Annotated in this window: 3 protein-coding genes; all 3 read left to right on the top strand. The window is 40.8% G+C overall.

The annotated features are described in order from the left end of the window. Window positions 1–1,624: ABC transporter ATP-binding protein (locus tag ACRCJ0_RS11180; RefSeq protein WP_431390475.1), on the top strand; the 1,624-nt coding region annotated here is incomplete at its 5' end. Next, window positions 1,614–2,288: a lysophospholipid acyltransferase family protein gene (locus ACRCJ0_RS11175; RefSeq protein WP_431387537.1), complete on the top strand. Its 675-nt coding sequence runs from the start codon at window positions 1,614–1,616 to the stop codon at window positions 2,286–2,288. The genes ACRCJ0_RS11180 and ACRCJ0_RS11175, both read left to right, overlap by 11 nt. Window positions 2,289–2,348: 60 nt before the next feature. Then, window positions 2,349–2,840, top strand: coding sequence for an AI-2E family transporter (locus ACRCJ0_RS11170; protein WP_431387538.1), 492 nt, complete (start codon window positions 2,349–2,351; stop codon window positions 2,838–2,840). Window positions 2,841–3,173: the final 333 nt, after the last annotated feature.

The raw sequence follows: 3,173 nt of genomic DNA, 5'->3' as shown, positions 1-3,173 counted from the left end.
AAATTCAGCAACCCTACAAGTGACGATACAGGTCGCAGCCTTTTATTTTGGCTTAACCCTATTAAAAGTAGCCGTTTATTATTTTAGAGACTTTACCTTCAAATTGACGGCAGAAAAAACAGTAGCCAATATGCGAAATACTGTCTACCAAAAAGTAATGCACTTAGGTATGCGGTACTTTGACCAAACACCGAACGGGTCAGTGGTTTCACGGGTGACTAACGATACCGAAACCATTAAAGAATTTTGGCAAGTATTCCTGTCATTCTTCGACGGTTTACTGAATATTGTGGCTATTACTTATGCCATGTTTACCCTAGATGCTGGCTTGGCTCTTGTCTTTATGGCCTTTGTACCAGTAATGTTAATTTTGATTTATATCTACCAACGTCAATCGACCTTTATTTATGGCCGGATGCGAGTAGCGCTGTCTACTTTGAACGCGAAATTAAGCGAATCCATTTCTGGGATGAATATCATTCAAAACTATGGTCAACAAAAACGTCTAATGCAAGAATTCGATGATGTTAACCAAACTTATGTAAGAGCGCGTGTGGGCATGTTCAAAATGAATGCCTTGTTACTACAACCAGCGATCAACTTACTTGAAGCCATTGCCTTGGTCCTTGTCTTGTATATTTTTGGTTTCCAAGACTTGCAAGGGGTAGCCATAAATGTCGGGGTCGTTTACGCCTTTACTTCATACGCGAAATCCTTTTTCCAACCTATGGGTCAAATGATGGACTCTCTATCAATCTTCCAAGACGGTATGGTATCTGGCTCACGAGTATTGGCCTTACTGGACAATCCGGAAATGGCGCCCGTTTCTAATCCAGGAGCAGCTGGTAAAGTGTCTGAAGGGCATATTCAAATCAAGGACTTATCATTCTCATACGACGAGAAAAAACAAGTCTTACATAATATCAATATCGATATTAAACCAGGACAAACAGTAGCCTTTGTTGGTCAAACCGGTTCAGGCAAATCGTCGATTATCAATGTCTTGATGCGGTTCTATGAATTCAATCAAGGGGATATTTTAATTGACGGCCAATCTATTAAAGATATTCCGATAACCCAATTACGGGAAGACATCGGTCTGGTCTTACAGGATTCCTTCATGTTCTACGGTGATATCGCTGAAAATATCCGTCTGCACGGAGACTATTCTGATGATATGGTCAGAGCTGCAGCCCAATTCGTCAAAGCTGATGACTTTATTGAATCATTAGATGACGGCTATCACGCCAAAGTAATTGAAGGCGGAGCAGCATTCTCTACAGGCCAAAAACAATTGTTATCATTTGCCCGGTCAATCTTACGAGAACCTAAAATTTTGGTATTAGACGAAGCAACAGCCAATATCGATACCGAAACAGAGCAGAAAATCCAATCTGGTTTAGCTAATATGCGACTAGGTCGGACAACCATTATCATCGCCCATCGTTTATCAACAATTAAAGATGCAGACCAAATTATTGTCCTTAAAAATGGCCACATCATCGAGCATGGAAACCATGACGACTTGATTGCACAAGGTGGCACATATTATAATATGTATCAGTTGCAGACCTATTCGGATGCACATCAAGATATAGATGAAGGGGAAACCGATGATTTATAATATTTTACTGACTTTAATATGCTGGTTTATCCGGTTAATTAATGGTCCAACTAAGATTGATATTGATGAGGCCTTCGATCCAGAAGCCAATTACCTAGTAGTTGGCCCTCACCGTTCAATCCTTGATCCAATCTTCATTGCCATGGCATTACGTCCTAAGCAAATGGCGTTTATGGCGAAGAAAGAATTATTAGCCAATAAATTTTTAACCTGGTTCTTCACAACCATCAACATCATTCCAGTTGACCGTGAAAACCCAAGCGCCTCAAGCATTAAACAAGCCGTTCGAACCATTAAAGAAGGCGAGAAATATGTAGGACTTTTCCCAACAGGCTCTCGCTACTCAGATGAAATCAAAGACGGCGCCGTTTCAATGGCCAAGATGGGTAAGGCAGAAATCTTGCCCGTTACCTACCAAGGGCCCATTGGTATTCGTGATTTATTCACTTGGAAAAAGGCCAACCGCGCCAAGGTACGTGTGGGTAAACCTATTCAATTACCAGATGTTAAACGATTAACCGATGAAGACAACAAGGCAATCAATCAAGCCATAAAAGATGCTTTCATCGAAAACGACCGTATTTTAGATCCAAATTATACCTACGATTTAGCCGGTGCAGTCGCTAATCGTGATGCGAAGCACGCTAAAAAAGCTAAAAAATAAATCGGCAATATAAGCGTTTAACAAAGGCAGGAAAAAGATTTTTACAGAAAGGATGACAAGATGACAAGAGGCACATTTTGGAAACAAGTTTTCTTGCATACCATTCAAAACATTAAATTGTATGTGGGGGCAGAAGCCAAGTTATTACTCTTAACCGTCATCATTTACGGTGTAGCCTTTTGGGCCTTAGACATTCACTTGGCCTGGTTAATGGCTATTGGGATTAGTCTAGTAGCCTTACTGCCAGTTATTGGTGCAGGCGTTGTCTTTATTCCTTGGATATTGATTGAGTGGTTGCAGGGGGATACCTATGTAGGTTGGTGGCTATTTGCCATTTACCTGGGTGTTGAATTATTGACCGAAATCTTGCAGCCACTACTCATCGGTAAAGATTTAAAATTACCTTTTTGGTTGCCCATAGTCGTAACATTAATGTGTACCGTCGCCTTTAACTTATTTGGGGTCATGGTCGCGGGGCTAATCATCCCTTTGATATCAGCCTATTTCCAAGTAAAAGAAATCGAACGCGCGGAAATCTATGACAACAAATAATCAAAACGAGAGATCTGTATAAAAGCAGGTCTCTTTTTAATTTGTAAAGGGCGTTCAGAAACATGTGAGAATTTTCCTATCATGCCTTAGCGGTGAAAAAAGAATGAATAGTCAGACACGGAATTAAACCATGGCTAATTCCGTGCCCACTGCCTTGAAGGTAATGATAGAAAAAGCATAGCTGAAGGCTTATTCATTAACTATAATAATATTTCTCGCCTTAAGCCCGGACTCACATCCGCATGTCGATCTCGGCAGTGCAGACAGGTGTCCACTTCACAATAGTTTGTGTCACACTTTGGATGCCACGGCACATTTTTCCTGTGTTTACTG

It is taken from the genome of Aerococcus sp. L_32 (assembly GCF_050689315.1).
The sequence above is the reverse complement of the archived record's forward strand: the minus strand, read 5'-3'. Positions and strand labels throughout refer to the sequence as shown.

Excerpts from the sequence above, each read along its gene's own strand:
- ACRCJ0_RS11175 (WP_431387537.1), top strand. The coding sequence starts at position 1,614 with ATGATTTATAATATTTTACTGACTTTAATATGCTGGTTTATCCGGTTA.
- ACRCJ0_RS11170 (WP_431387538.1), top strand. The coding sequence starts at position 2,349 with ATGACAAGAGGCACATTTTGGAAACAAGTTTTCTTGCATACCATTCAA.